Genomic DNA, 21,370 nt, shown 5'->3' with positions numbered 1-21,370 from the left:
GTCAGGCTGTATACACTTGTGTTCCGCTAAATCATTGGGTTTGAACGAAAAACCTCTTTTTCGCGGGCGCGGCACGCGCTAAGAGCGGTCAGGATCAGGAGAACGGCGCATGCCCCCCATTCAGGACCACCCGCTGCGCTATGATCTGGCCAATGAGCTGCATGCGCGGCCGTTTCCGTCACTTGAGGCGCCCTGTACGGCGGTGTTTCTGGCCGTCAAGCAACCGCATGACGCGGCCAAGCGCGACCGCGCGGCGGATCTGGCGCATCTGACGGCGCTTCTGGATCGCTACGGGGCCAAGCATCCGCAGCCGGGGGCCACGCATTATTCCGGTCAGATCGGGCGGCACAGCCTGAAATGGGAAAGCCATACCGAGATGGTGACCTATACCGTCTTTACCGACGGGGTCAGCGCGCGCCCCTTTGATCCGGCAGATTTCGAGGTCTTTCCCGTCGATTGGCTGTCCGATGCGCCGGGGCTGCGCGTCACCTCGGCGATGATCCGGGTGATCCCGTGGAAAAGCCGCGAGGCGACGCGCGACGAGATTGATCAGTGGTTCGTGTCCGAGAGCGTGGCTGTGGCGCGGGTGCTGGATGATGCGGCCGTGATGGCGGGCGATTTCCGGATTGATCCGGCGGGGCATCTGCGGTTCTCGCTACATGTCGCCCCCTCAACCGGCGCGCGCCGGATTGGCCGTGTGGTGCAGCGCCTCTGCGAGATCGAGACCTACAAGGCGATGTCGATGCTGGGCTTTGCCCGCGTTCGCGAAATGGGCCGCCAGATGGGCGACACCGACAGCCAGTTGAGCCGCCTCATCAATGACATGACCGGCGGCAGCCAGCCGGCGGAGGAAACGCTGCAAAGCCTGTTGCGGGTCTCGGCGGAACTGGAGGCGCTGGTGGCGCAATCCTCGTTCCGCTTTGGCGCCACGGCAGCCTATGAGCAGATCGTGCATCAGCGGATCGTCGTTCTGCGCGAGGAGCGCTTTGAGGGCCGTCAGACATTCGCGGAATTCATGATGCGCCGCTATGATCCGGCGATGCGCACGGTGCGCGCCACCAAGGACCGGCTGGCCGCGATGGCAGACCGGGCGATGCGGGCGGGCGAATTGCTGCGCACCCGCGTCGATGTCGAACGCAGCGCGCAGAATCAGGCGCTGTTGGAGAGCATGGACAAACGCGCCGATTTGCAATTGCGCCTGCAAAAGACCGTTGAAGGCCTGTCAGTGGTGGCGATCAGCTATTACGCCGTCTCGCTCGCGGGCTATCTGCTCTATCCGTTGGCGGAGGCGCTGGAGGTGAGCAAAGGCATGGTCACAGCCATTGCGACCCTGCCGGTGATCGTGCTCGTGTGGTGGATGGTTCAGCGCATCCGCAAGAAACTGCATTGACGCCGCTCAGGTGATGTAATGCAGTCGGTCAAAGCTCTGTCGCCAGTCTGACACCTCGGGGCGCAGCGCGTCCGGGTCATTGCCGCGCAGCGCCCGCGCGATCAGGGCGGCCATGCGCGGAGCATGGTCTGGCGTGACCCCCCAGCGGACCAATTCCGGCGTGCCGATGCGCAGCCCATTCATGTCGCCCGCCACAGCGGGTAGGGGCAGGCCGATGCCACAGGCGAGAAAGCCTGCGCGGCGCAGTGTTTTGGATGCCGCCTGACCGCCGCCAAATCCGGCTGCCGCGATGGCGAATTGATGCGAGGCCGTGGCGATGCCCCCGGCCTTGAAGACCGGCAGACCTTCTGCCTCGAGCGCCGCTGCCAGCGCCTGCGCCAGTGCGATCATCTGCGCGGCATAGGCGCGCCCATGCATCCGCCAATCCAAGAGCGTTACCGCCAGAGCCGCCGATTTCGCCGCGTCGAAATTCGCGGTAAGCCCCGGAAAGGCGATGGCATCCAGCCGCTCGGCCAGAGCGGTGTCATTGCTGACGATGAGCCCACCGGCAGGCCCGCCAAGGCTCTTGTAGGTGCTCATCGTCATCAGATGCGCGCCCTCATGGAGGGGGTTCTTCCATGCGCCACCCGCAATGATCCCACATTGATGCGCCGCGTCAAAGAGCAGATGCGCGCCCACGTCATCGGCAATCGCGCGCACCTCGCGCACCGGATGTTCCTGCAGATTGAGGCTCGCGCCCAGCGTGATCAGCCGGGGGTGTTCAGCCTCAGCCAGCGCGCGCAGCCTCTCGACATCCACCGTATACCCATCGGCATGGACCGGCGCCTCAAGGATGCGCAGCCCGTAGAGCCCGGCACAGCCCGGCGCGTGATGGGTCACATGCCCGCCGATGCTGGCAGGCGGCGCAATGATCGTGTCGCCGGGTTTGCAGGTGGCCATAAAGGCGTAGAGGTTGGCAATCGCGCCGGAGGGGACGCGAATCTCGGCATAGCGGGCGTCAAACACCTCGGCGGCGAGTTCGGCCGCGATGACCTCGATTTCCTCGATCGCCTCAAGCCCCATTTCGTATTTGTCGCCCGGATAGCCCAACGACGGGCGCGACCCGATGCCAGAGGCGAGAAGAGCCTCGGCGCGCGGGTTCATCACATTGGTGGCGGGGTTGAGGTTGAAACACTCGGCCTCATGGATGCGGCGGTTGTCCTCGGCCAGCGCCTCGATGCGCGCGGCGATTGTGTCTGCGTCTTGGGTGGCGGTGCGGGTGGCAAGCGTCTGGATCAGGTCTTCGCATAGGCTGGGCACCCAGGGGCGGCGGGCAAGTGTCATGGCGGTCTCCTCAGGATCGGTTTCCAGCAAAATGCTTTGACGGGCTGGACGGCGCAAACGAGATTATATAAAATTCAGCGTAGAAAAACTAAGGCTAGAAAATGTCTGTATCGCCTCCGCGTCCCAAGGGTCCGCCGCTCAATGCGTTGCGTGCGTTTGAGGCCGCCGCTCGTCTGGGTGGTTTTGCCAATGCCGCCGAAGAGCTCTGCGTCACCCCCGGTGCGATCTCGCAGCATATCCGCGCGCTGGAGGCGTGGATCGGCGCGGACCTCTTTGAGCGCCGCTCGCAGGGGGTGCGGCTGACCGCGCTGGGGGCCGAGGCGCTGCCGGGGTTTGCCACGGCTTTTGATGCGATGGGGGCGGCTGTGCATGCCATGCGGAGCGCCGCGCGGCATGGCACGCTGCATATCGCGGCGCTGCCATCGGTGGCGCAACTCTGGCTCTCGCCGCGCCTGCCGGCGGTGCGCGCGGCGCTGCCGGACCTGCGCATTTCCGTCTCGGCCATCGAGAGCCCGCCCAATCTGGCGCGCGATCTCTTTGACCTCAGCCTCTTTATCCGTCCGCCGACCGGCGTCCGGGGCGAACGGGTGCTGGCGCGGGATATGATCCTGCCGGTCTGTGCGCCCGAGATTGCCGCAGGTTTGCGCAGCTCTGACGATCTTGTCGGGGAAACCCTGTTGCATGATGCGCTCTGGTCCGAGGATTGGGCGCAATGGGCACGGGCGAGGCTGCCGGGTATCAGCCTGCCCACCAACGGGCCGCGCTATTCACTCTATGCCATCGCGTTGGAGGAGGCGCGACATGGGGCGGGGGTAATGATGGGGCATCAGAGCCTTGTGCAGAGCGCGTTAGACGATGGCACCCTTGTCGCGCCCTTTGATCTGGCTGTGCCGACGGGCAAGGCGCTGGTGCTGGAGCATCCGGCCTTTGATCCGCCCCGCGCCGATCTGGCGCGGGTGTTGGCACTGTTCGGCGGACAGGTCACGGGCTGATCCCCTCTGGCCATTGCCGCGCGGCTGCGGTATCCGGGCCGGGTTGCAACACCCCGGAGGGCGCGCTCATGTCCGACACCGTTCCATTCGAGAAACCCGGCCCCGTCGAGGCCGATCTGCGTCACGCCATCGCGCCGACCGAAGAGATCATCGCCGAGGCGCGCAAGGGCCGGATGTTCATCCTCGTGGACCATGAGGACCGCGAGAACGAGGGTGATCTGGTGATCGCCGCCGAATTCGCCACGCCCGAGGCGGTGAATTTCATGGCGACCCACGGGCGTGGCCTGATTTGTCTGCCGATGACAGCCGAGCGGATCGACGGGCTGGGCCTGCCGATGATGGCGGTCAACAATTCCTCGCGGCATGAAACCGCCTTTACCGTCTCGATCGAGGCGCGCGAAGGGGTGAGCACCGGGATTTCCGCCCATGATCGCGCCCTGACCATTGCCACGGCGATCAACGAGCAAAATACCATGGCGGCGATTGCCACGCCGGGGCATGTGTTTCCGCTGCGCGCGCGGCGCGGCGGCGTGCTGGTGCGCGCCGGTCATACCGAGGCGGCGGTTGATATCGCGCGCCTTGCCGGGCTGAACCCCTCGGGCGTGATCTGTGAGATCATGAAGGAAGACGGCGGGATGGCGCGGCTGCCCGACCTCATCGAATTTGCGGCCAAGCATGACCTGAAAATCGGCACGATTTCAGACCTCATTGCCTACCGGCACAAGCACGATAACCTGATCACCGAAATCCGGCGCGAAACCGTGACATCGAGTCACGGTGGCGCCTGGGACATGCGGATTTTCGCCGACCAGATCACGCAGACCGAACATGTCGTGCTGAGCAAGGGGGACATCACCGATGGACGCCCCGTGCTGGCGCGCACCCATGCGCTCAATGCGCTGGAGGATGTGCTGGGCATAGGCCTGAGCAAACGCGCCGAAGGCCCCACCGGCAAGCTGCCGCGTGCGATGGAAATCATTGCCCGCGAGGGGCGCGGTGCCGTGTTCCTGTTCCGCCAACCCCGGCCCAAGCTGGCGGGCGAGATGGAGGATGAGGATGCGCCGCGCACCATCAAGCACACCGGGCTTGGGGCGCAGATCATGTCGACCATGGGCATTCACGAGTTGGTTCTGCTGACCGATAGCCCGAAAACCCGCTATCTGGGTCTGGATGCCTATGGCATTTCGATCATCGGCACCCAGCCGCTGACCGAGGAGTGAGAGCATGGCCGAGCATGAATACACCCTGCCGCGTGCCGAGTTTGACAAGCCAGTGAAGCTCTTGATCGTCGTGGCGCCGTTCTACCGCGACATCGCCGACAATCTGATTGCCGGGGCCACCGCCGAGATCGAGGCCACGGGCGGCACCTATGAGATTGCCGAAGTGCCCGGCGCGCTGGAAATCCCCACCGCTATCGGCATCGCGGAACGCATGTCCAACTTTGACGGCTATGTCGGGCTGGGCTGTGTGATCCGGGGCGAGACCACGCATTACGAGACCGTCTGCAATGACAGCTCGCGCGGGATTGCGCTCTTGGGCTTGCAGGGGCTGTGCATCGGCAATGGCATTCTCACCGTCGAGAACCGCCCGCAAGCCGAGGTGCGCGCCGATCCCAAAGCCATGAACAAAGGCGCAGGGGCGGCGGCAGCGGCCTTGCATCTGGTGGCCTTGGCCCGTAAATGGGGCGGCCCGCGCAAAGGCGTCGGCTTTAAACCCGCGACCGAAGAGATCCAGATCGCGGGTCAGACAAAAGGCAAGCCCACCGCATGACCACCGATCCCGCCCTCTCTGGCAACCGCAAACGCCAGATGAAATCCGCAGCCCGCCTCTATGCGGTGCAGGCGCTGTTTCAGATGGAACATTCCGGCCAGACCTCTGACGTGGTGCGCGAGGAGTTTCTGGATTTCCGGTTCGGAGCCGAAGTGGACGAGGGCGTCGACATGGCCGAGGGCGATGTCGATCTGTTTCGCAAACTGCTCGACGATGCGGTGAACTGGCAGGCCAAGATTGACCAGATGACTGACCGCGCCTTGGTGGCGAAATGGCCGATTGCGCGGATTGATCCGACCCTGCGCGCACTCTTTCGCGCAGCGGGGGCCGAACTGGTCGAGTCCGACACGCCGCCCAAGGTGGTGATCATGGAATATGTCGATGTTGCCAAGGCCTTTTACCCGGCGGGCAAGGAATCGAAATTCGTCAATGCCGTGCTCGATCACATGGCGCGCGAGGCGCGACCCGAGGCGTTCTGAACGAGGCCCCGCCAGCGTGAGGGCCAGCCCCAAACCCCGAGGTATTTGCGGCCAGATGAAAGCGACAGGTAAAAGGGTCGCGGGGCGCCGACTTGTAATTCTGTGTCAAAAGCGTAAACTTGAGCCAAAGCAAAGGAGTCGTTTCATGCCCAAGCTTATACGCCTCTACATCACGCAGGTTGCCATCGGCTTTGGCATCGCGGGGGTCTTTGTCGCCCTGCTGCTGTGGTTCAATGTCGCAAATCTCTGGCATCTGGTCAGCCATTCCGACAAGGGGCTGCTGGCCGTTGTGATCCTGTGGTTTGCGAACGGCATCGTGTTCGCAGGCGTGCAATTCGCCATTGCCGTGATGCGGATGAAAGATGACGATGATGACGAGCCGCGCGGTGGGCACCGTCAGCATATGATGCAGCGCGACTATATGGCTATCCCGGTCCGGGTCGATGATGGCCGCGCCCGCGAGGCATGGCGCAAGCGCTAGGACCGTTCACCGCGTTCGAACCGAAGCCTGAAGCGCCCCCTCGCGGGGCGTTTTCATTGCGTACAGACTGTGTGTCCACACAGGACACGGTGTCCGCAGGTGAAAGGTTGGATCTGGGTGTGACGGGCCCGTAGCAACCGTTCGGTGGTATGATTCCCGAGGACCTGTATGTACAGGTGGGCATCGGATAACTGGACCAGGGCACAGACAGAGCCAATTCCCTCGGATTTGCTTAAGGCCACTGGAATGCAACCGTTATCGAGAAGAACAGAACCCGCCACGCCTCACAGTTAAGCCTTTGCTCGGGCCACGACAAGGGGTTGCGCGCGTTCGTGGTTTGTTCATAATCGCCGCATGGAATGGACCGCCGATCAAATCCTGCAACCGGGGCAACTTCTGGCACGCGGTGTGTGCCGCCATTTACGCGGCTATGATTTTGATTCTATTGTAGAGTTTGTGCCGGAGCGGGGGCGGCGCGTGGATGTCATGGCGATTGGTCCCAAGGGTGAAATTTGGGTGATCGAGTGCAAATCAAGCCGCGCCGATTTCATGGGGGACGCCAAATGGCAAGGATATCTGCAATGGTGTGACCGCTATTTCTGGGCCGTAGACGCGGAGTTTCCCATCGACCTGCTGCCAGATGGCACCGGGCTGATTCTCGCCGATGCCTATAATGCAGAGATCATTCGCATGGCGCCGGAAACCCGGCTGGCCGGGGCGCGCCGTGCCGCGCTCACCCGTAAATTCGCCCGTCATGCGGCGCGGCGTCTGCAATCGGTGCTGGACCCGCGCCTGTGATCACTTGGCCCGCGCAGCCGTGGCCGAAGCGATGAGCTCTTGAGCGATTTCCTCGGCCTCATCTGGGGTGAAGTCCATAGGAATTTCAAGGCCTTGCGCCTCAATGTAGAGGCGCACCATGCCCTGATCGGTGGGCCCGATTTGCAGGTTGGCTTCGACGTCGCTCTCTGAATTGATACCCATTGCGCTCTCCTTGAAAGAGCCGGTTTGCTACTCTTTTCCCACTTGCTTGACAAGCGCCTTGGCGCTTTGGTGAGGGGTATGGACGAAATCACTCTGCGCCTCTTTCATCCGGACGATGCCCCTTGGCTCATTGAGCGTCACGGGACCCACTATGCACAGGAGGCGGGGTTCGATGCTACGTTCGCCCCGCTCGTGGCCGAAATCGTCAATGACTTCATAGCGATGCATGATCCAGAGCGCGAAGCGGGCTGGGTCGCGGAGGCAGGCGGGCAGCCGCTTGGGTCAATCTTTTGCGTCGCGTTGAGCGAGGATATCGCCAAATTGCGGCTCTTTCTGCTCGACCCCGGCGCGCGGGGCAGGGGCCTTGGCCAGCGGATGTTGAGCCATTGCATGGCCTTTGCCCGAACGGCGGGCTACCGCGGCATGCAGCTTGCGACCCATGAAAGCCACCGCGCCGCTTGCGCGCTTTATGCGCGCAACGGCTGGCGGATCGCCACTTCGCACCCGGTGCGGTCGTATGGCTGTGATCTTGTGGAACAAACCTGGGAAATCCGCTTTCATTAGGCTTGCATTCGGAGAACGGTAAAGTTACATCGCCCTCCAGTGCCGCCTTAGCTCAGTTGGTTAGAGCGCTGGATTGTGGATCCAGAGGTCCCCTGTTCAAGCCAGGGAGGCGGTACCATCAAAACCCGATAGAACATGCCAAGCGGGTCTGACTGAGTTCAGAGATCCGCGTGATTTCTGCATGCTTCGCAAACCTCTCGACATGCGACCGCAACGCACTGGCGTTGCCCCTCCGGTTCGGACGGGTTTACGGTCGTCTGAAGTGTACCCGGTTTAGGTCTTACACTGCGTGTCTTTGCTCCAAGCCCGACCAATATGCAGGGTTGGGCCTCTGCGGATCATGTCAGGGCGTGTGCCCGTCACCACCTTGGGTCAGTGACGGGTTATTCGGCTGCCATTCGGTATCCCGGCGTCGAGTTTGACATGGCCAGTTCCTCGTCATCCATGAACTCGACAATGTCTTCGAACAGCGGCGTGGACAGGTAACGCTCTCCTGTGTCGGGCAACATGGCGAGGATCACCGATCCTTTGGGCGCCCGTTCGGCAATCTGCATGGCGACAGCAAAGCTCGCGCCGCCCGAGACACCGGTCAGGATTCCCTCGCGTGCGGCGAGTTTCTTGGCCCAAGCGATGCCGTCTGCACCAGTGACCGGGATCAAGTCGTCATAGCCGCCCGTGTCCAAGGCTTCTTGGAGCACCAGCGGAATGAAATCCGGCGTCCAACCTTGGATGGGATGTGGCTCAAAGGCGGGATGACTGCCCGCGGGGGCACCGTTGCTGCTACGCTCCTGAGCGATCCCACTTGCGATCAGCGCGGCATTCGCGGGTTCGCTGAGAATGATCTTTGTCTCCGGACGCTCCTTGCGCAGAACCCGCGCGAGTCCCGTGACCGTGCCGCCGGTTCCGTATCCTGTGACGAGATAATCCAGCCTGTCACCGGAAAAATCATTGATGATCTCGCGCGCGGTTGTTGATTCGTGGATATCCGCATTTGCCGATGTCTCAAATTGATGCGCGAGGAACCAGCCGTTCTTTTCGGCCAATTCCACGGCTTTCATATACATTCCCGTGCCCTTTTCCGCGCGCGGCGTCAGCACGACCTTGGCGCCCAGCATCCGCATCATCCGCCGACGTTCGACCGAAAAGCTGTCGGCCATGGTGACAACCAGCGGATAGCCTTTCTGCGCACAGACCATCGCGAGCCCGATGCCGGTATTCCCGCTGGTGGCCTCGACCACGGTCTGACCCGGCTTCAGAGTACCTGCGCGTTCCGCAGCCTCTATGATGTTGAGGGCAAGCCGGTCCTTGACCGATGCTGCCGGATTGAAAAACTCGGCCTTGACGTAAACGCGCACATCCGGCGGCGCGATATTGTTGATACGAACGACCGGTGTGTCGCCAACGGTATCAAGGATCGAGTCGTAGAGGCGTCCTCGTCCATTTGTGGTTCGGAGTGTTCCAGTTGTCATTCGTGTTCTCCCTTAGTCTGTCCGGTCGTGCGGTGGTGGGCCCGTCTTCGCCTGAGACCTGAACGGATACGCCGCAGCAAGACGTCTTGCACGACACGCAAAGGACAACGAAGATGGTGAAGGATACCATCGGCGCGGACATCTCGAAAGACCATCTCGACGCGCGCCGCCTGATTGACGTCGAGCCCAAGGGCAGGGGTCATGATCGCTGACAGACGGTCCGACATCTGGAATGAACAGGCAAAGCAGAGCGGAACAGGCGCATTGCCTTGCCTTTGCTGGCGTATGGCACCCGTCGCACGCGTGTGGCTGAGGTCAGGCGATGAGAGGTTCCGGGGCTCCACTCAACTCTCGGAAACTCTGGAGTCGTGAAAGTCGTCAGCATCAGGCATAATGCGCGAACGACGCCCCGTTCGGCGGTGCGGGACTGGGGTGCGGGAATGGGGTGCGGGACTGGCCACGAGCAACCATCGCATGTGCCTTTTCCGTTTACCCGGTGGCCCGACCGGGTATTACTTTCAGTGACGCGCCATGCTGGCGCCGCCTCTGCCACGCGACATCCGGAGATCAACGCTTTGACCAGAGTTTCAAGAATCTTTGCAGCCCTTGTGCTGGCATCATTTGCCGCTGGCTGCAGCACGCCGCGCGAAAGCTGCATCGCCTCTGTGACGCGTGACTACAGGGCGCTTGAAAGTCTGATGGTCGAAACGCAGCAAAATATCATTCGGGGCTACGCGGTCCATTCGCAAAGCGTGCCCTATACCGTCCAAGGCATCTGCCACTGGAGCGATCCCTATACATACCGGACATTGCCCTATCCCTGCCCGTCAACCCAATACCGGACCCAGACAACGCCGGTGGCGATTGATGTCAGCCATGAGAAGGAAAAACTTGCGCAATACAAACGTTTGTTGCCCGATTACGCCGCCAGGGCCGCAAATGGTGTAAAGCAGTGCAACGCGCAGTTTCCGGAAAATTCATAGGCCCTGACCCTGCGCGACCCTGTGCGTTGTGTGATCGGCCACGCGGGCCCGAGAGGCTGCGCGATGTGGTTCGATGTCCCCGTCTTTCGGGGTCACTCTTGCCGCTCAAGGGTCACAGTTTGCCGCAGGGTTCCGCTCTGGCGGTCATAAATCAAGATGCGGTTGTCGTCGGTCACGATCGCATACCAGTCGCGGCCTTGGGTAAAGGCTGTGGCGTTGGTGCCATCTGGCAGGGCGATGCTGTCAGGCACAACAGGCCGCGCCACGGTGTCATACCCCCAGAAGCGGGTGACAAGCAGCCCCACGATCACTAGAACGCCGACAATCATGGTCGCGGTCAGGACAGTGACCAGCCGCGCCAGAAATTTCAGTGTCGCCGGACTGATCGGCGCGGAGTTGTCATCCATGGGGCTAGAACCACTTGTCTTTCGGATCGGGGATGATCCGCCTCAACGCCTTGATAAGGCGCTTTCGCGCGATGTGCCAGAGGAGGCGACCCTGTCGCGCACCCGTCTGGCGCGGCTGCTCGAAGAGGGGGCTGTGCAGGTCAATGGCGCGGTGATGCGCGACGCCAAGGCGCGGGTGACTGCGGGCGACCTGATAGAAATCCTCGTGCCAGAGGCGCGCGAGAGCCATATCAGCGCCGAGGCGATAGCGCTGACCGTCGTCTATGAGGATGACGATCTGATCGTCATCAACAAACCGGCCGGAATGGTTGTGCATCCGGCACCCGGCAGTCCGGAGGGGACGCTGGTCAATGCGCTGTTGCATCATTGCGGCGACAGCCTGTCAGGGGTGGGCGGGTCCAAACGACCCGGCATTGTCCACCGCATCGACAAGGACACCAGTGGTCTCTTGGTGGTTGCCAAATCGGATGCCGCGCATCAGGGGTTGGCCGCGCAATTCGAGGCGCATAGCGTCGAGCGCTCATACCGCGCCGTGGTCAATGGTGTGCCCGATGCTGGCGACCCGCGTCTGCGGGGCCTGCCCGGCATCAGTTTCGAGGCCGGCAATATCCTGCGCATCGCCACCCGTCTGGCCCGACACAAGACCGACCGTCAAAAACAGGCCGTGTTGTTTGAGGGCGGGCGGCATGCGGTGACGCGGGCACGGGTGATCGAGTCCTTTGGGACGCCGGGCGTTGTTTCGCTCATGGAGTGCTGGCTGGAGACCGGGCGCACCCACCAGATTCGGGTGCATATGGCGCATGCCGGGCACGGGCTGATTGGTGATCCGGTCTATGGCGGACGCCGAAAACTGTCGGAGAAGGCACTTTCAGCCACGGCCGTGGCGGCCGCGCGCGACTTTCCCCGGCAGGCGCTGCATGCGGCTGTGCTGGGGTTTGTGCATCCGGTGAGCGGCATGGCCCTGCGGTTCGAGGCGGCGCTGCCCGAGGACATGACAACCCTGATCGCTGCGCTGCGTGGATCGTGACAGAGGCGCAAGATCGCGTGACTTTTTGTCATAATGCGGGCGTAGCGACGGAACTATCCTAGATCAGCGTTAGTTGATCTAGAGTACGACAGCACCTAGAAAGGGTGTCAGCCTGTACCTAGTTCAATGTTAACGATGTAAACATCAGGAGGGACAACCGAGTGGGAAATTACAAGAATCTGCCGGCCCCAACGCCGGAAGGCGGTTTGAACCGCTACATGCAGGAAATCCGCAAATTCCCGCTGCTAGAGCCGGAAGAGGAATACATGCTGGCGAAACGTTGGGTCGAGGAACAGGACACCGAGGCCGCGCATAAGATGGTCACGAGCCATCTGCGTCTCGCTGCCAAAATTGCCATGGGCTATCGCGGCTATGGGTTGCCGCAGGCCGAGGTGATTTCAGAGGCCAACGTGGGTCTGATGCAGGCGGTCAAGCGGTTTGACCCCGAGCGCGGCTTTCGGCTTGCGACCTATGCGATGTGGTGGATTCGCGCCAGCATTCAGGAATATATCCTGCGCTCTTGGAGCCTTGTGAAACTGGGCACCACCTCGGCGCAGAAAAAGCTGTTTTTCAATCTGCGCAAGGCCAAAGCCAAGATCGGCGCGCTGGAAGATGGCGATATGCGGCCCGAAGTCGTCAAGAAGATCGCGACTGATCTGGGCGTGACCGAGGCCGAAGTCATCAGCATGAATCAGCGGATGGCCGGGGCTGACGCATCGCTCAATGCCACGGTTGGCTCTGAGGGCGAAGGGTCGATGCAGTGGCAGGACTGGCTCGAGGATGAGGATGCCGATCAGGCTGGTGATTACGAGCGACGCGATGAAATGGATGCGCGACGCGAATTGCTGACCATGGCGATGGACGTGCTCAACGAGCGTGAGCGCGATATCCTGACACAGCGCCGCCTGAGCGATGAAACCGTGACCCTCGAAGATCTGAGCGCGGAATATGACGTGAGTCGTGAACGTATCCGTCAGATCGAGGTGCGGGCCTTTGAGAAACTGCAAAAGCGGATGCGGGCGCTGGCGCAGGAAAAAGGCATGCTTGCATCGGTCTGAAGCAACGCTTGGCGCGACCGAACAAAACGCGTATCTCTCGACCGACAACCAGTGTGCGAGGGATACAGTGACGCAAGCAGCAGGGCAGGCGGTGACAGGGGCAAACCGTGGTGTCAGGCTTTTGTGCTTTGGCATGGTTCTTCTCATCGCCGCCTGTGCGCCGCGCGCAACCGCCGAGCGCGCGGCCCCCAATCCCGCAGCCACGGTCGTGCCGATCTATGTTGCGACGGGGCGCAGGCTCGATCAGACCGGGCCGATCTTTGGGTTGGAGCGGACAGAGGGTCTGCGCTATTTCCGGACCGATGTGTCCGTTCCACCAACCCACCAACCGGGGCAGATCGAATGGCCGGACGGCCCTCCGGACGCGGCCACGGATTTTGTCGTCACCGGAACCGAGGTCTTCCCCAGTCCCGGCGCGATGGTCAATGAGGTCAGGCAAGAGCACGCAGGGCGCGAGACCCTGCTCTTTGTGCATGGCTACAACAACACGCTGTCCGAAGCGATGTATCGGCTGGCACAGATCCAGACCGATTTCGACACGGGCATGCCGGGACTGTTGTTCTCGTGGCCCTCGGCGGGCGATCCGCGTGGCTATATCTATGACCGCGATTCGGTGCTTTATGCGCGCGATGATCTGACCGATATGCTGCGCCAGCTGACCCGCGCGCCGGGTGACAAGGTGTTCTTGCTGGCGCATTCCATGGGGTCGAGCCTGGTGATGGAATCACTGCGCGAAATCGCCCTCAGTGGGGACCGCCATTTGCTGAACCGGATCAGCGGTGTGGTGCTGATGTCGCCTGATATCGACCCGGATGTGTTTGACCGTCAGGCCGAGGTGATCGGCAAACTGCCGCAACCGTTCCTGATCTTCATCACCAAGGCGGACCGGGCGCTGACTGTCTCGGGGTTCATTACCGGGCGCAAACCGCGTTTGGGCATGATCGACACCGTTGACAAGGTGCAGCGGCCGGATGTTCAGGTCTTCGACTTCAGCACTTTGGCGGATGGCTCCGGGCTCAATCACTTTGTGCCCGTTACATCGCCTGCCGCCATCGGTCTTCTGCGCGAGATATTGGCCGAGTCAGGGCCACAGAGCAGTGACTTCGTCAAGAGCATGGCGCTGCGCCTTCCCAAACCCAAAGTGTTGCAGCCCTGAGGAAGTGGGAATTGACGCAAAGTGCAGGGCGCGTAGACTGAAACTCTGCGAAAGGAGGATGCCATGGCTGGCGGATGGGCGCGCGACGGCGCGGTAAGTGAACAGATCGAGGCGTCGATTTCTGATGAATTGGCGCGGTTGAAGGCGCGGCGCGGCCCGCAGGGCGAGAGCCTGACGCATTGCGCCGAATGCGAGGAACCGATCCCCGAGGCGCGGCGCGTGGCGATTCCGGGGGTCAAGCTCTGCATCGACTGCCAGCAAGAGCGCGACGCGGCCCAATCCCCGCGCGGCGGCATCAACCGGCGCGGATCAAAGGACAGCCAGTTGAAGTGACGGGGGGAAAGCGGGGGCTCTGCCCCCTTGGCCTACGGCCAATTCCCCCGAAGTATTTTGGGCAAGATGAAAGCCCGACCGAGCCTCAGCCCTCCATCGCCTCCAACTCGTCGATCATACCAGAGATCATCGACAGCCCCTTGTCCCAGAACGCCGGGTCAGAGGCATCAAGGCCGAACGGGGCAAGCAGGTCCTTGTGATGTTTGGACCCACCCGCCTTGAGCATCTCGAAATACTTGTCCTGAAATCCCTCGGGATTTTCCTCGTAGACCGCATAAAGAGCGTTCACCAGCCCGTCACCAAAGGCGTAGGCGTAGACGTAGAAGGGCGAGTGGATGAAGTGTGGGATATAGGCCCAAAAAGTCTCATACCCGTCCATGAAATCAAACGCTTCACCGAGACTTTGGGCCTGCACTGACATCCAGAGCAGGTTGATATCGTCAGGGGTCAGTTCGCCGTCGCGCCGCGCGGCGTGGAGTTTGCATTCGAAATCGTAAAACGCGATCTGGCGCACGACCGTGTTGATCATGTCCTCGACCTTGCCCGCCAGCAGAACCTTGCGTTCGGCTTGCGTTTTGGCCCCGTCGAGCATGCGTTGGAAGGTGAGCATCTCGCCAAACACGCTTGCGGTCTCGGCCAGTGTGAGTGGGGTGGAGGAGAGCAATTCGCCCTGATCCGCCGCCAGCCGCTGATGCACGCCGTGGCCCAGCTCATGCGCCAATGTCATCACGTCGCGCGGTTTGCCAAGGTAGTTCAGCATCACGTAGGGGTGGACATTGGTCACGGTGGGATGGGCAAAGGCACCCGGTGCCTTGCCCGGTTTGACGCCTGCGTCGATCCAGCCCTGCTCAAAAAACGGCTGCGCCAGATCGGCCATCCGCGGATCAAAGGCACCATAGGCCGTCATCACCGTCTCGCGCGCCTCGTCCCAATCAACGATGCGCGTGGCGTCCATCGGCAGGGGGGCGTTGCGGTCCCAGACCTGCATGCGGTCCAGCCCCAGCCACTTGCGCTTGAGCTCGTAATAGCGATGCGAGAGTTTCGGATAGGCCGCCACCACCGCATTGCGCAGCGCCTCGACGACCTCGGGTTCCACATCATTCGAGAGGTGGCGTCCTGTCTGCGCCGATGGCATCTTGCGCCAGCGGTCGATGACCTCCTTCTCCTTGGCTTGCGTGTTGTGGACACGGGCAAAGGTGCGGATGTTCTCGCCAAAGACCCGCGCCAGTTCGCGAGCCGCCGCTTCGCGTTTGCTGCGGTCCTGTTCGGTGAGCAGATTCAGCGTGCCCTCGATGCTGAGGTCATCGCCATCGACGGTAAAGGTCAGCCCGGCGATGGTCTCGTCAAAGAGCCGCTCCCATGCGTCGCCCACAACGCCCAGATCGTGCAGGAATTTCTCCAACTCATCCGAGAGTTGGTAGGGCTTCATCGCGCGGATGCGGTCAAGAACCGGCTTGTAGCGGGCGAGATCGTTGTTTTCGGAATACATCGCCGTCAGCGCAGTCTCGTCGAGCCGGTTCAACTCCAGCGAAAAGAACACCAGCGGCGTGGTCGAATTGGTCACCTTTTCCTGACAATCAGACATGAATTTCGCCCGTCCGCCATCGGTGGTCAACTGGTAATAGCGCAGGCCCGCGTAGGACATGATGCGTCCCGCGATATTGCTGATCGCCTCATCGCGTTGGATACAGTCCACAAGGCCCTTGGCGTCGAGCGTGGCCAGTTTCCCCTCGTAATCGGCGGCAAACTCGGCGCAGGCGCTCTGTAGCCACTCAAGATCGCGTTTGAGTTCCGGGGCCGTCTCCGAGGTGTAGAGATCGCTCAGATCCCATTCCGGCAGGTTTCCCAGGTTCCTGTTACCAGATGTTGCATTGGCGTCGCGGACGGGAAACGGCAGATTGAGCATAGGGCACCTCGTGTTGATATGGCCCAGACATAGGCCGGAGGTGCCGGGGCTACAAGAGGACAGGCACCACTGGTGCTTGCCATTCGCGACCTGCTGGCTAGGGTGGCGCGCACCATGAACCGGGGAGGTGAGACATGAAATTCGCACGATATGGTACGGCCGGGCAGGAAAAGCCTGCGGTTCTGGACGATCAGGGGCGGTTGCGCGATCTGTCAGGCGTTTTGCCTGATCTGGCGGGGCCGCTGTTGGCGGACCTGCCGCGCATCGACCCCGAGAGCCTGCCGTTGGTCAAGGGAACGCCCCGGATCGGCGCGCCGGTGGGCCAGGTGGGCAAGCTCATCTGCATTGGGCTGAACTATACCGATCATGCCGAGGAGTTGGGCGTTGACGCGCCACCAGAGCCGGTGGTGTTCCTCAAGGCGACATCGGCCATCACGGGCCCCTATGACCCGGTCAGCCTGCCGCGTGGCGCGCGCAAGGGCGATTGGGAGATCGAGTTGGGCGTGGTAATCGGTCGTCGCGCAAAATACGTGACCGAGGCAGAAGCGTTGTGCCATGTCGCGGGCTACACCATCGTCAACGACGTGTCAGAGCGCGCCTATCAGATGGAGCGGGCCGGCCAATGGACCAAGGGCAAGAGCTGTGACAGTTTCGCGCCGATTGGTCCCTGGCTGGTCACGCCTGACGAGGTGGGCGATCTAGAGGCGCTCGACCTTTCGCTCGACCTCAATGGCACGCGGATGCAGACCGGCAGCACGGCGCGGATGATCTTTCCGGTGGCGCATATCGTGGCCTATCTAAGCGAATTGATGACGCTTGAACCCGGCGACGTGATCGCAACCGGCACGCCTCCCGGTGTGGGCATGGGCCAAAGGCCGCCGCGCTATCTGGCCGAGGGCGATGAAATGGTGTTGCGGATCAGTGGGCTTGGGGAGCAGCGCTCGCCCGTGGTGCGGGACCGCTAGAGCCAAGGCGCGCGGCGCTGCCGTAGAAATCGCAAAGCTGTTGCAGCAGGCGTTTGCGCATGTCTTGCGTGTCCATCAGCGTCTCATGCCGCCCGCCGGGCACCACGTCCAGGTGTCCGCCCGGCCACTGCGCCATGCGTTCGTGCACACGGGGCACATCGACGATCTGCTCGTCGCTGCCCAGAATGGTCAGGCAGGGCAGGGCGGGTGAGGGCAGGCGTGCGAGATCGCGGGTCTCGCGCAGGGCCTCGTGCAGCCAGTGCAGACTGGGGCCACCCAGCCCAAGTTCGGGATGCGCCCGCAACTGCCGCGCCATGTCGTCATACATCTCGCGGTCATTGGTCAGCTTGTTGGTCTCGAACGGTTCGGCCAGCACGTAATGTTCGCCCGCCGTGCCGGGGGCGTAGCGATGGCTCATGCCGAGTTGCCGACTGCCCCAAGACAGCGACCACGCGACCGGGCGCAGCGCTTGGGCCATGTGGATGCCCCACATCGGGCTGGAAAAGGCACAGCTTTGAACGTCCATCCCCTGGATCACCGCACGCAGCCCGATGCAGCCGCCCATGGAATGCGCCAGGAGATACCAAGGGCGCGGCAGATCGAGGCGCTTGGCGGCCTCGCTCATGGCGATGACATCCTGCTGGTAGTCTATGAAGTGATGCACATGGCCCGCCATGGCATCCTCGGTCAGCCGGTCAGAGAGACCCTGACCGCGCCAGTCGATCGCCAAAGTCGCATAGCCACATCCGGCAAAATGCGTGGCGGCACGACCGTATTTTTCGATGTATTCCGTCCGTCCGGGAAACAGCAGAATGGTGCCCTTCGACCCCTGCCGGTTCCACAAGCCAACGCGTAGGCGCACCCCGTCGGCTGCGGTCAGCCACCACGCAGCACCGCCCTCAGGCCCGTAGGCCACATCGTCAAAGAGCGGTGCCTCGTGCATCAGGCCAGCACGCTGCCCAGCTTCATCGCCATGCCCATGTCGCCGTCGACGCTGAGGCGGCCAGACATGAAGGCGGCGGTCGGATCGAGATCGCCGGCGAGAATCGATTCGAACGTGTCGCGGCTGGCCGTCATCGTGACATCGGTCTCGTCGTCACCTTCGCGCGCGCCATCGGCGTCGATCACGATCGCACCCTCGTCCTCGATGACGAATTTCGCGGTGCCGTCAAACCCTTCGCCGCCGAGTTTTTCATTCAGGGCAGCCACCGCTGCGGTCATAACGTCGCTCATTTGCGCTTCCTTTCACATTTGCGATGCCGGGGCTGTGCAACCGGACAATCTGCGCTAAACTCACACATGTTATGGGTGCAGTAATCATCAATCTCAACCGTATCGTCGCGGCAGGTGTCGCGATAGTCACGTTTTCCCTACCCGTGCTGGCGGAGGAGACGCGATTGGATGTGCTCTTTGCCCAACTCTCGCAGGCCGAGGCGCCCGAGGCGCGCAAGATTGCCGCAGAGATAGAGCTGGCGTTGTCGCGCTCTGGGTCGCCCGCGATGGACCTCTTGCTGAGGCGCGGGCAGGATGCGCTCGAAGCGGGGGACCTTGGGGCGGCAATCGAGCATTTGAGTGCCGCCATCGACCATGCGCCGGACTTTGCCGAGGCGTGGCATCTGCGCTCCGTCGCGTTCTTCAAGCAGGAAAGATACGGTCTTGCGCTGTATGACATCGAGCAGGCCTTGGCGCTCGAGCCGCGGCATTTCAACGTGATCTATGGCCTGGGTGTCCTTTTGGACGAACTCGGCCAGCCCGATCTGGCAGAGGATGCGTTTTCGCGCGCCTTGGCTATACATCCCCATCACGAGGACGTAACCAAGGCCCGGGAGAGCGTGACCCGGGACTTGGGCGGCGCGGAACTCTGACACCTTCAAGGAGCACGGCGGATGCCCGAGCAGTCAAGAACCTTTGCGGTTCTGGGCCCGACCAATACCGGCAAGACGCATTACGCCATTGAGCGGATGCTGGGCTATCGCACCGGAATCATCGGCCTGCCGTTGCGCCTCTTGGCACGCGAGGTCTATGACAAGATCGTAGCCGTGCGCGGCCCCTCTGTCGTGGCGCTGGTCACGGGCGAAGAACGCATTGTACCCGAGCGTGCGCAGTACTGGGTCTGCACCGTCGAGGCGATGCCCGAGGGGATGGGCACGGATTTCGTCGCGGTGGATGAGATCCAGCTCTGCGCCGACCCTGAGCGCGGCCATGTCTTCACCGACCGGCTGTTGCGCATGCGCGGATTACGCGAGACGCAATTTCTCGGCAGTCACACCATGCGCCAAACCATTGCCGCGCTGGTGCCGGGGGTGGAATTCCTGAGCCGCGCGCGCATGTCACAACTGACATACACCGGCCCCAAGAAGATCGCCAAGATGCCCGCCCGCAGCGCGATTGTCGGGTTCTCAGTTGAGAATGTCTATGCCATCGCTGAATTGCTGCGCCGTCAAAAAGGCGGGGCCGCAGTGGTCATGGGCGCGCTCAGCCCGCGCACCCGCAATGCACAGGTAGAGCTCTATCAGAATGGCGATGTCGATTATCTCGTCGCGACGGATGCCATCGGCATGGGGCTGAATCTCGATATCAACCATGTGGCGTTTTCCTCTCTCAGCAAATTCGACGGGCGCAGAATGCGCTATCTGCAGCCGAACGAGTTGGGGCAAATCGCCGGGCGCGCCGGGCGGGGGATGAGCAACGGCACCTTTGGGGTGACCGGCGAGGCCCCCGATCTTGATCCCGAACTGGCCGAGGCGATCATGGAGCATCGCTTTGCGCCGATCCGCAAACTCGAATGGCGCAATGCGCGTCTGCAATTCGGCACCACGGCCGCACTGATCGGCAGTCTTGAGGCGCGACCGGAGCACGAGTTGCTGGCCCGCGCCCGCGAGGCGGATGATCTCACCGCGCTCAAGACCTTGTCTGACCTTCCAGACGTGGCGCGGCGGGCCATCGGCGGGCCTGCCGTGAAACTGCTCTGGGATGTCTGCCGAATTCCCGATTTCCGGGGCATCAGCGCGGCAGAACACGCGAGCCTTCTGGAACGAATCTTTTGTGATCTGGTTGAGTATGGTCGGGTGCCCGATGACTGGCTGGCACAGCAGGTGAGCCGCATCGACCGGACCGATGGCGATATCGACACACTGTCGAAACGGTTGGCGTATATCCGCACATGGACCTATGTCGCGCAGCGAAAAGGCTGGGTGGATGACGAAAAACATTGGCGCGGCGCGACACGCGCTGTAGAAGACCGCCTGTCGGACGCGCTGCACGAACGTCTGACCCAGAGATTTGTGGACCGGCGCACATCCGTGCTCTTGCGCCGGCTCAAGCAGAAGGAAGCCATGGTGGCCGAAGTGAACGATCAAGGTGACGTGACCGTCGAAGGCGAATTCGTCGGACGGCTCGAAGGGTTCCGCTTTATGCAGGACAGGTCTGCGGTGGGCAACGAAGCGCGCACGCTGCAACAGGCGAGCACGGCGGCACTGGCCCCGCATTTTCATCTCAAGGCGGACCGGTTCTACAACGCGCCCGACACCGAGATCGACTTTACCGAGCAAGGCGGCCTCTTGTGGGGCAAGGAGGCGGTGGGCAAACTGACGCCCGGTGCCGACCCGCTCAAGCCGCAGATCGTGGCCTTTGTCGATGACGAGGCGGGGCCGGATGTGGCCGCCAAGGTGCAACGCCGCTTGCAGCATTACATCGACCGCAAGATCGCCACCCTGTTCGAGCCGCTCCTGAACATCCAGCGCGACGAGACGCTGAACGGTCTGGCGCGCGGATTCGGCTTTCGCATGGTCGAGGCGATGGGTCTCATCCCGCGCGGTGAAGTGGCGGATGAAGTCAAGGCGCTGGATCAGGACGCCCGTGGCGCGCTGCGCAAACATGGCATCCGCTTTGGTCAGTTCACGGTATTCCTGCCACTCCTGCTCAAGCCCGCGCCGACGCGCCTGCGGCTGGTGCTGTGGTCGCTAAGCCAAGGGATGGATGAATTCCCCGAGGCCCCGCCGCCGGGTCTGGTCACGGTTCCCGCGCGCAGTGACGCGCCCAAGGGCTATTTCACCATGGCTGGCTATCGCGCCGCCGGGGATCGGG

23 protein-coding genes and 1 tRNA gene are annotated in these 21,370 nt (G+C 62.3%); 17 read left to right on the top strand and 7 right to left on the bottom strand.

All coding sequences use genetic code 11. The features are described 5' to 3' along the window. Positions 1-109: 109 nt before the first annotated feature. A complete protein-coding gene (locus tag ROS217_RS00150) occupies positions 110-1,390 on the top strand; it encodes a DUF3422 family protein (protein ID WP_009815594.1) in 1,281 nt (426 codons plus the stop codon). A gap of 6 nt (positions 1,391-1,396) precedes the next feature. Here ROS217_RS00150 and glyA read toward each other — a convergent pair whose 3' ends face one another. Next, entirely contained in the window at positions 1,397-2,713 is a 1,317-nt protein-coding gene (gene glyA, locus ROS217_RS00145) for a serine hydroxymethyltransferase (RefSeq protein WP_040650804.1), read from the bottom strand. A 101-nt stretch (positions 2,714-2,814) separates the two neighbouring features. Between glyA and ROS217_RS00140 the strand changes: the two genes are divergently transcribed. The 6 genes from ROS217_RS00140 to ROS217_RS00115 all read left to right on the top strand — a co-directional run bounded on the left by ROS217_RS00140 (position 2,815) and on the right by ROS217_RS00115 (position 7,233). Next, on the top strand, positions 2,815-3,705 hold the full coding sequence (locus tag ROS217_RS00140) for a LysR family transcriptional regulator (protein ID WP_009815592.1): 891 nt from the start codon (positions 2,815-2,817) through the stop codon (positions 3,703-3,705). Between the two features lie 68 nt (positions 3,706-3,773). Then, on the top strand, positions 3,774-4,925 hold the full coding sequence (gene ribB, locus ROS217_RS00135; RefSeq protein WP_009815591.1) for a 3,4-dihydroxy-2-butanone-4-phosphate synthase: 1,152 nt from the start codon (positions 3,774-3,776) through the stop codon (positions 4,923-4,925). Between the two features lie 4 nt (positions 4,926-4,929). Beyond that, positions 4,930-5,475, top strand: coding sequence for a 6,7-dimethyl-8-ribityllumazine synthase (locus ROS217_RS00130; RefSeq protein WP_009815590.1), 546 nt, complete (start codon positions 4,930-4,932; stop codon positions 5,473-5,475). Beyond that, positions 5,472-5,954 (top strand): transcription antitermination factor NusB, encoded by a 483-nt coding sequence (nusB, locus tag ROS217_RS00125; RefSeq protein WP_009815589.1) that lies wholly within the window; start codon positions 5,472-5,474, stop codon positions 5,952-5,954. The genes ROS217_RS00130 and nusB overlap by 4 nt, the downstream gene beginning before the upstream one ends. Positions 5,955-6,099: 145 nt before the next feature. Beyond that, a complete protein-coding gene (locus ROS217_RS00120; protein ID WP_009815588.1) occupies positions 6,100-6,435 on the top strand; it encodes a hypothetical protein in 336 nt (111 codons plus the stop codon). Positions 6,436-6,789: 354 nt separating this feature from the next. Next, positions 6,790-7,233 (top strand): MmcB family DNA repair protein, encoded by a 444-nt coding sequence (locus ROS217_RS00115; RefSeq protein ID WP_009815587.1) that lies wholly within the window; start codon positions 6,790-6,792, stop codon positions 7,231-7,233. Here the strand turns inward: ROS217_RS00115 and ROS217_RS00110 are convergent, their stop codons facing one another. Next, positions 7,234-7,416 carry a DUF6324 family protein gene (locus ROS217_RS00110; RefSeq protein WP_009815586.1) on the bottom strand — a complete coding sequence of 61 codons (183 nt, stop codon included), beginning with the start codon at positions 7,414-7,416 and terminating at the stop codon, positions 7,234-7,236. A gap of 78 nt (positions 7,417-7,494) precedes the next feature. Between ROS217_RS00110 and ROS217_RS00105 the strand changes: the two genes are divergently transcribed. Both ROS217_RS00105 and ROS217_RS00100 read left to right on the top strand, forming a co-directional pair. Beyond that, positions 7,495-7,980 (top strand): GNAT family N-acetyltransferase, encoded by a 486-nt coding sequence (locus ROS217_RS00105; RefSeq protein WP_009815585.1) that lies wholly within the window; start codon positions 7,495-7,497, stop codon positions 7,978-7,980. Between the two features lie 41 nt (positions 7,981-8,021). After that, positions 8,022-8,098 (top strand) — tRNA-His (locus tag ROS217_RS00100). A gap of 265 nt (positions 8,099-8,363) precedes the next feature. On the opposite strand, the gene cysK is transcribed toward ROS217_RS00100, so the two are convergent. Next, positions 8,364-9,449, bottom strand: coding sequence for a cysteine synthase A (gene cysK / locus ROS217_RS00095; protein WP_009815584.1), 1,086 nt, complete (start codon positions 9,447-9,449; stop codon positions 8,364-8,366). Positions 9,450-9,817: 368 nt separating this feature from the next. Here cysK and ROS217_RS00090 point away from each other — a divergent pair, with 368 nt between their 5' ends. After that, on the top strand, positions 9,818-10,432 hold the full coding sequence (locus ROS217_RS00090) for a hypothetical protein (RefSeq protein WP_254656356.1): 615 nt from the start codon (positions 9,818-9,820) through the stop codon (positions 10,430-10,432). 92 nt (positions 10,433-10,524) lie between these two features. On the opposite strand, the gene ROS217_RS00085 is transcribed toward ROS217_RS00090, so the two are convergent. Beyond that, complete coding sequence (locus ROS217_RS00085; protein WP_009815581.1) at positions 10,525-10,839, bottom strand: DUF6476 family protein; 315 nt, start codon at positions 10,837-10,839, stop codon at positions 10,525-10,527. Here ROS217_RS00085 and ROS217_RS00080 point away from each other — a divergent pair. From ROS217_RS00080 to ROS217_RS00065, 4 genes are all read left to right on the top strand, one after another. Next, positions 10,838-11,866 carry a pseudouridine synthase gene (locus tag ROS217_RS00080; RefSeq protein WP_009815580.1) on the top strand — a complete coding sequence of 343 codons (1,029 nt, stop codon included), beginning with the start codon at positions 10,838-10,840 and terminating at the stop codon, positions 11,864-11,866. The two genes, ROS217_RS00085 and ROS217_RS00080, sit on opposite strands and share 2 nt — an antisense overlap. Before the next feature lie 161 nt (positions 11,867-12,027). Next, entirely contained in the window at positions 12,028-12,924 is an 897-nt protein-coding gene (gene rpoH, locus ROS217_RS00075; RefSeq protein WP_040650238.1) for an RNA polymerase sigma factor RpoH, read from the top strand. A gap of 67 nt (positions 12,925-12,991) precedes the next feature. Next, positions 12,992-14,080, top strand: a complete 1,089-nt coding sequence (locus ROS217_RS00070; protein ID WP_254656355.1) for an alpha/beta hydrolase — start codon at positions 12,992-12,994, stop codon at positions 14,078-14,080. Positions 14,081-14,143: 63 nt separating this feature from the next. Next, the gene (locus ROS217_RS00065) at positions 14,144-14,413 is read left to right on the top strand and encodes a DksA/TraR family C4-type zinc finger protein (RefSeq protein ID WP_009815577.1); all 270 of its coding nucleotides are present in this window, start codon (positions 14,144-14,146) and stop codon (positions 14,411-14,413) included. A gap of 85 nt (positions 14,414-14,498) precedes the next feature. Here the strand turns inward: ROS217_RS00065 and ROS217_RS00060 are convergent, their stop codons facing one another. Further along, positions 14,499-16,319 (bottom strand): M3 family oligoendopeptidase, encoded by a 1,821-nt coding sequence (locus tag ROS217_RS00060; protein ID WP_009815576.1) that lies wholly within the window; start codon positions 16,317-16,319, stop codon positions 14,499-14,501. Positions 16,320-16,453: 134 nt separating this feature from the next. On the opposite strand from ROS217_RS00060, the gene ROS217_RS00055 reads away from it, so the two are divergent. Next, on the top strand, positions 16,454-17,284 hold the full coding sequence (locus ROS217_RS00055) for a fumarylacetoacetate hydrolase family protein (RefSeq protein WP_009815575.1): 831 nt from the start codon (positions 16,454-16,456) through the stop codon (positions 17,282-17,284). Here ROS217_RS00055 and ROS217_RS00050 read toward each other — a convergent pair. Next, complete coding sequence (locus tag ROS217_RS00050) at positions 17,238-18,227, bottom strand: alpha/beta fold hydrolase (RefSeq protein WP_009815574.1); 990 nt, start codon at positions 18,225-18,227, stop codon at positions 17,238-17,240. The genes ROS217_RS00055 and ROS217_RS00050 overlap by 47 nt on opposite strands. Beyond that, complete coding sequence (locus tag ROS217_RS00045) at positions 18,227-18,517, bottom strand: SCP2 sterol-binding domain-containing protein (protein ID WP_009815573.1); 291 nt, start codon at positions 18,515-18,517, stop codon at positions 18,227-18,229. Before ROS217_RS00045 ends, ROS217_RS00050 begins: the two co-directional genes overlap by 1 nt. A 71-nt stretch (positions 18,518-18,588) precedes the next feature. Here ROS217_RS00045 and ROS217_RS00040 point away from each other — a divergent pair, with 71 nt between their 5' ends. Together ROS217_RS00040 and ROS217_RS00035 are read left to right on the top strand one after the other, a co-directional pair. Further along, positions 18,589-19,149 (top strand): tetratricopeptide repeat protein, encoded by a 561-nt coding sequence (locus ROS217_RS00040; RefSeq protein WP_009815572.1) that lies wholly within the window; start codon positions 18,589-18,591, stop codon positions 19,147-19,149. 21 nt (positions 19,150-19,170) lie between these two features. Further along, positions 19,171-21,370 (top strand): helicase-related protein (locus tag ROS217_RS00035; protein ID WP_009815571.1); only part of this gene is annotated, 2,200 nt, incomplete at its 3' end.

The sequence above is a fragment of the Roseovarius sp. 217 genome (genome assembly GCF_000152845.1).
In the GTDB taxonomy this organism is placed as follows: Bacteria; Pseudomonadota; Alphaproteobacteria; order Rhodobacterales; family Rhodobacteraceae; genus Roseovarius.
This window is presented reverse-complemented; position numbering and strand designations above follow the sequence as displayed.